This is a genomic window from Veillonella dispar (assembly GCF_937975875.1).
Classification (GTDB): Bacteria; Bacillota; Negativicutes; order Veillonellales; family Veillonellaceae; genus Veillonella; species Veillonella dispar_B.
Genome location: NZ_CALJSP010000094.1, coordinates 1 through 6743 on the forward strand (window position 1 = coordinate 1; position 6743 = coordinate 6743).

Below are 6743 nucleotides of genomic sequence, written 5' to 3' on the forward strand. Positions count from 1 at the left end.
CTTGTTGGCTACAGCGGGCAGGATGTACAGGTTCACAAGTATTTGATTGAACAGTCCATAGAAACGCCTGAGCGGCAAGAGGTGGAACTACGCAAGTTGCAGTCTATGATTGATTACTGTTTCTGCAGTAATTGTTTGCGTAAATATATGCTTAACTATTTTGGTGAAAGCACGGTCTGGACCACATGTGACAATTGTAGCTCCTGTAAAGGTTCCGCTGATAAGGTAAATGTAACGAAAGAGGCGAAGGCCATCTTCCGTGCTATTATGGGCACCGATGAGCGCTACGGGGCCTCTATGATTACATCTATCGTGCGCGGTGAACGAACGGATCGCATCATGCGCGCAGGACATGATGCATTGCCTGTTTTTGGTTTATTGAGCAATGTAGACGAGAAATCGATTAAGGGCCTTATCCAACAATTTGTGGCTTCTGGCTACTTGCGTAGCTCTACAGGTAAGTATCCTGTGCTATCTTTGACGGCTGGAGCTGAGGAAGTTTTAGCAGGTCATAAAGAGGTAGAGGAAATCAGACAACATGTGTCTGTACCATCTCGCACTAGTCGGTCTACGTCCACTGTGGCAAGAGGAAAATCTACTTCCGGATCCGGTGGTTTATTTGAACACTTGCGACAACATCGTAAGCGTTTAGCCGAAGAGGCCGGTCTTCGACCATATCTTATCTTCCCTGATACAGTGCTTATTGACTTAGCTAATTTACGACCAACCACATTAGGCGAGTTTGGCAATGTTAAGGGCGTAGGGGAAGCAAAATTGAAAAAATATGGCCTCAGTTTTTTACAGGCCATTGCAGAATATAAGGGATAATAAATTTTACTGTATATATGGTAGTGCTATGTATTTTTTAGTATGATAGTACTATATATTGTAAGACAGAATGTTAGTATTATTCGACTTAGTATACATAGATTTAGGGGGATATATGAGTCTAGCAGATACACAATACCTCGGTATTATTGAAAATATTTTAGAACACGGTACATATGGTCAAAATCGTACGGGCATTGCGACCTATAAATTACCTCATCAAATCATGCAATTCGACTTGCAAGAGGAATTTCCAATTTTGACTACAAAGTTTGTAGCTTTCAAAACAGCGGTAAAAGAATTGTTGTGGATTTGGCAAATGCAGTCCAACGATGTACGTAAATTACAAGAAATGAACGTACGCGTATGGGATGAGTGGATGCGTGAAGACGGCACCATTGGTAAGGCCTATGGTTACCAAATTGCAAAGTATAAACAATTAGACAATCTCATCAAGACTATCAAGGAAGATCCTGATAGCCGTCGTATGATTGTAACCTTATGGAATATTGAGGATTTAGATGATATGGCGTTACAACCATGTGCGTATGAAACATTATGGGATGTAGCTGATGGTCATTTGAACTGCATGCTTATCCAACGCAGTGGCGATATGGGCCTAGGCGTTCCATTTAACACGGCTCAATATGCAGCATTACAATGCATGATTGCGCAGGTAACAGGTCTTAAACCTGGTAAATTTACCCATGTTATTAACAATGCTCATGTGTATGAAAACCACGTAGAAGCATTGCGTGAACAATTAGCACGCCGAGATCAAGCGTTGCCGGCGCCAAAAATTGTAGTAAATCCAGACGTGAAAGATTTCTACGATTTCACACCGGAGGACGTTACATTAGATGGCTATGAACATCTGGGTAAATTGTCCATGACTGTTGCTGTATAGCATTGTATTCATGACCATTGCTAAATAGTATTACATTTATGACTGTTGCCATATAGTATGAATCGAAAGAGGGCAGTATGTTAGCATTAATCGTAGCCGTAGCACATAATCGTGTGATTGGTAAAGATAATACCTTGATTTGGCACTTGCCGAATGATTTGAAATTCTTTAAAGAGAAAACGACAGGTCATGTTATTATTATGGGCCGTAAGACCTTTGAAAGCTTACCGTTCTTGTTGCCAAATCGTGAGCACTGGGTGATTACCCGTGACAAAGGCTTTGATGCGCCTGAAGGGGTTAGGATTTTCCATAGCCCTGAGGCGGCTGCAGAAGCAGCGCGTGCTCTTGATGCGGCCTATGTCATCGGTGGTGCTCAAGTATATGAGGCATTCTTGCCTTACGTGGATACGATGTACATTACAGAAGTAGACCACGAATTTGAAGGGGATGCATTTTTCCCAGAGTTCCCAGAGGAGGCTTTCACCATTGAATCCGTTGTAGACGGCATTGTGGATGAAAAGAACAAATATCCTCATCGTTTTGTAACCTATCGCAGAAAGGCATCTAAATGAGTGAAAGAATGTTTGCCATTATTGGCAGTGAATTAAATGTTAAGCCAAAGCAGGTGCAAGCTGCCGTAGAATTATTGGACGAAGGCAATACGGTGCCATTTATTGCGCGTTACCGTAAAGAGGTAACAGGCGAATTACAAGATGAGCAATTGCGCACCATTGAAGAACGTATTAAATACTTGCGCAATTTGGAGACACGTCGTCAAGAAATCATTGCCTCTATTACAGAGCAAGAAAAGATGACTGACGAGTTGATGAAAGCCTTAGAGGCTGCCACAAAGCTTCAAGAATTAGAAGATTTGTATTTACCATACCGTCCTAAGAAACGTACGCGCGCCATGATTGCCCGTGAACGTGGCTTAGAGCCATTGGCGGAAATGATCCTTAACGATACAGTTACCTCTGGTGATCCGTTAGAGATTGCTAAAGAGTTTGTAACAGAAGAGGTGCCAACCCCAGAAGATGCTATTCAAGGTGCATCTGATATCGTAGCGGAAATCGTTAGTGATAGCGCTGACTTCCGTGCGTACTTGCGTAAAAAGATGTGGAACGAAGGCTTTATTCAAGCTGAGTTAACCGGTGACGAAGAGGTACAACAACAATTCTTGCAATATGCAGAATATGCTGAACCAGTTCGTCAAATGCCGTCTCACCGTATCTTAGCGGTTAATCGTGGTGAAAAATTAGGTGCTTTGAAATTAGCTCTTACTGTGCCTGGTGATACGTATGTAGCGTACATGGTGCAAAAGTTAGAGAAAAATCCAAAGTCTATCTTCGCAGACTATAAAGCAGCGGCCGTAGCAGATGCGTATAAACGTTTAATTTTCCCTGCTTTAGAGCGTGATATCCGCAATGAGTTGACGGAAAATGCGGACGAGCAAGCTATCAAGGTGTTCGGTGTAAACCTTAAAAACCTATTGTTACAACCACCTTTGGCAGGTCATGTTATTATGGGCCTTGACCCTGGTTATCGTACAGGTTGTAAGATGGCCATCATCGATCAACAAGGTAATGTGCTAGATTACGGTGCCTACTACTTAACAAATAGTGAAAAGCTTCGTAAGGAAGCGCAAAAGGTATTGGCTGATAAAATCCGCAAGTTCAAAGTTACCCTCTTATCCATTGGTAATGGTACTGCATCTTACGAAACAGAGCAGTTTGCATCTACTATGATTGAAGAGGAAAAATTAGATTGCCACTACATCATCACCAATGAAGCTGGTGCATCTGTGTACTCCGCTTCTAAATTGGCTATCGATGAATTACCAGATTTAGACGTAACAATTCGCGGCGCCGTATCCATTGCGCGCCGTGTACAAGATCCATTGGCTGAATCTGTTAAAATTGATCCTAAATCTATCGGCGTAGGTCAATATCAACATGACGTAAACCAAAAGCAATTGACTCATACCTTAGATCAAGTGGTTGAAACCGTAGTAAACCACGTTGGGGTAGAGCTTAACACAGCATCTCCAGCTATCTTGCAACATATTGCAGGTATTTCTAGTACGGTGGCTAAGAACATCGTTGCATACCGTCAAGAGAATGGTGTATTTAAAAGCCGTAAGGAATTGTTGAAAGTACCTCGGTTAGGTCCTGCAGCGTTCACACAATGTGCTGGTTTCCTTCGCTTACAACACGGTAAAAATCCACTAGACAATACATCTGTCCATCCTGAGTCCTATGAATTGGCAGAACGCATTATTGGTGAATTGGGCTTTACCTTAAAAGATTTGCAAGATAAGGCGCAACTAGAAGCGTTACAAGTGAAATTACCGCTCGTTGATGCGGAGAAAATGGCCGCTAAACTTGATGCGGGGGTACCAACTGTACGAGATATTCTAGCTGCTTTGGCAAAACCAGGTCGTGACCCTCGTGAAGATTTACCGGCACCGCTTACGAGAAAACATGTAGTAAGCCTTGAAGATATCAAGGTCGGCACTGTGGTAAAAGGTACGGTTCATAACGTAGTTGACTTCGGTGCCTTTGTAGACTTTGGACTTAAAACTAATGGTCTATTGCATCGCAGTGAATTATGTAATAGCCGTCAACATCCATCCGATGTGCTTGCTGTAGGCGATATCATCGAAGCCCAAATCATTTCTGTTGATGTTAAACGTAATCGTATCGGTTTATCTGTAAAAGCATTGCAACCAGAAAAATCAAATAATAACGATAATAACCGCAATAGAAATAACAATGGTCAACGTCGAAATAACAATCGTAACAATGGTGGCCGTCAAAACAATAATCGTAATAATGAAAATCGTAAGTAAAAACTATTATTGACTTAAAGTCATCATATAGAAAACCGCATCCTCTATGGTGTTAGAGGGTGCGGTTTTTCTATATAGCTTAAAGCTATGTAGAATAATGCAGAAGTGATATATCGAAAACAATATATCTGATTGAAAAAATTAGATATAAGGAGTATGATGAAATCACAGAGGAAATCTTCCTCAATCTATATTCCTACATAGGAGGTAATGCTATGAGCTTGAACCTTAAAGAACGATATGGACTTTTGATTAATAATGAATGGGTAGCAGCATCTGACGGTGCTGAATTCAATGTATATAACCCTGCTAATGGCGAACAACTTGCTATCTGTGCAGAGGCTACGAAGGACGATGTTGATAAAGCGGTAGACGCTGCAACAGAAGCTTTCAAAACTTGGAAAAAAGTATCCCAAGTAGAACGGGCTGATTACTTGTTAAAAATTGCTGACGCTATTGATGCGCACAAAGAGTACTTGGCACAAGTTGAAACTTATGACAATGGTAAACCAATCCGTGAAACTTTGAATGTAGATATTCCACTTGGCGCTGACCATTTCCGTTACTTCGCTGGTGTACTTCGCTCCGAAGAAGGCTCTGCTCAAGTATTTGATGAAAATACATTGAGCCTTATCGTGCGTGAACCAATTGGCGTTGTAGGTCAAGTGGTGCCTTGGAACTTCCCATTCCTAATGGCAGCTTGGAAATTGGCACCAGCTCTTGCAGCAGGTTGTACAGTTGTTATTAAACCTTCTAGCCATACATCTCTTAGCCTTTTAGTATTAGGCGATATTTTGAAAGATATCTTGCCAGCAGGCGTTGTAAATATCGTAACTGGTAAAGGCTCTAAATCTGGTCAATATATCCTTGATCATCCAGGCTTCAGCAAACTTGCTTTCACAGGCTCTACAGAAGTAGGTCTTGATGTATATAAAGCAGCATCTGAACGCTTGATTCCTGCTACATTGGAATTAGGTGGTAAATCTGCGAATATCTTCTTTGAAGATGCGAACTGGAAACAAGCTCTTGATGGGGCAATGCTCGGTATACTCTTCAACCAAGGTCAAGTATGCTGCGCAGGTTCCCGTATCTTCGTACAAGATACAATTTACGATAAATTCGTAGCTGAACTTTCCGCATTATTTGATAAGGTAAAAGTTGGTTTACCTTGGGAAGAATCTACACAACTAGGTTCCTTGATTTACGAAGCTCAAGTTGAGAAAGTACTTAGCTATGTAGAACTTGCTAAAGAAGAAGGCGCTCGCGTTGCAGCTGGTGGTGTACGCGTTACTGACGGCGAACTTGGTAAAGGTTGCTTCATTAGACCTACACTTATCGTAGATGCTACAAATGATATGCGCGTAGCTCGCGAAGAAATCTTCGGCCCTGTAGCGGTTGTAATTAAATTCCACAGCGAAGAAGAAGTGATCGAACAAGCTAATGATAGCTTATACGGTCTTGGCGGCGGCGTATTCACTCAAAACCTTAACCGTGCAATCCGCGTAGCTAGAGCAATCGAAACAGGTCGTATGTGGGTTAACACATATAACTCCATCCCAGCAGGTGCACCATTTGGTGGTTACAAACAATCTGGTATCGGCCGTGAAACTCACAAAGTTATCCTTGAACACTACACTCAAATGAAAAACATCATTATCAACTTGAGTGATAAACCATCTGGGTTCTACAATTTAGATTAATAAAATATAAATCTCTCCAATAAACTATAATAAAGAGGCACCTCATAAGAGGTGCCTTTTTTGCGTTTAATTTGAGGGTAGTTTCTTATATATGGATGTATACTGTATGCTATAATTAAGGCCTACTAAGAGTGTGTTGTAAAAGAGATTGGAGAGACAATGAGTAAATTAGATATATTAGGTATAGAGTTCATTATTGTATCTATAGTATTGAGTGTAATGCTTTATAAACTTGAAATAAGTAAGCAGATCGTTGACGAAGCGTATGAATATATAAAAAAACATAGAGCTTTTGGTCTCTTAACTAAGTATCTAAGTATAATTAGTATTATAAGTATAGTTTTAATAGATTTTAAGTTTATAATCTATTGGGATTATGGATTCATTATAACTTATGGGGGTGGATGCGCTGTAATAATCTTCTATATTGTGATTTCCTACAAAGTAATGGGGTATTCGC

At 40.9% G+C, this 6743-nt stretch carries 6 protein-coding genes; all 6 read left to right on the top strand.

The window, feature by feature from the left end; genetic code table 11:
- On the top strand, positions 1–828 hold an 828-nt coding region (locus tag Q7P05_RS04320; RefSeq protein ID WP_303930706.1), incomplete at its 5' end, for an RQC domain-containing protein.
- A 115-nt stretch (positions 829–943) separates the two neighbouring features.
- The gene (locus tag Q7P05_RS04325; protein ID WP_295869116.1) at positions 944–1735 is read left to right on the top strand and encodes a thymidylate synthase; all 792 of its coding nucleotides are present in this window, start codon (positions 944–946) and stop codon (positions 1733–1735) included.
- A gap of 77 nt (positions 1736–1812) precedes the next feature.
- Positions 1813–2307, top strand: a complete 495-nt coding sequence (locus tag Q7P05_RS04330) for a dihydrofolate reductase (protein WP_303930709.1) — start codon at positions 1813–1815, stop codon at positions 2305–2307.
- Entirely contained in the window at positions 2304–4583 is a 2280-nt protein-coding gene (locus Q7P05_RS04335) for a Tex family protein (RefSeq protein ID WP_303930710.1), read from the top strand. The genes Q7P05_RS04330 and Q7P05_RS04335 overlap by 4 nt, the downstream gene beginning before the upstream one ends.
- Positions 4584–4798: 215 nt before the next feature.
- Entirely contained in the window at positions 4799–6283 is a 1485-nt protein-coding gene (locus tag Q7P05_RS04340) for an aldehyde dehydrogenase family protein (RefSeq protein ID WP_303930712.1), read from the top strand.
- Between the two features lie 159 nt (positions 6284–6442).
- On the top strand, positions 6443–6743 hold a 301-nt coding region (locus Q7P05_RS04345), incomplete at its 3' end, for a hypothetical protein (RefSeq protein WP_303930714.1).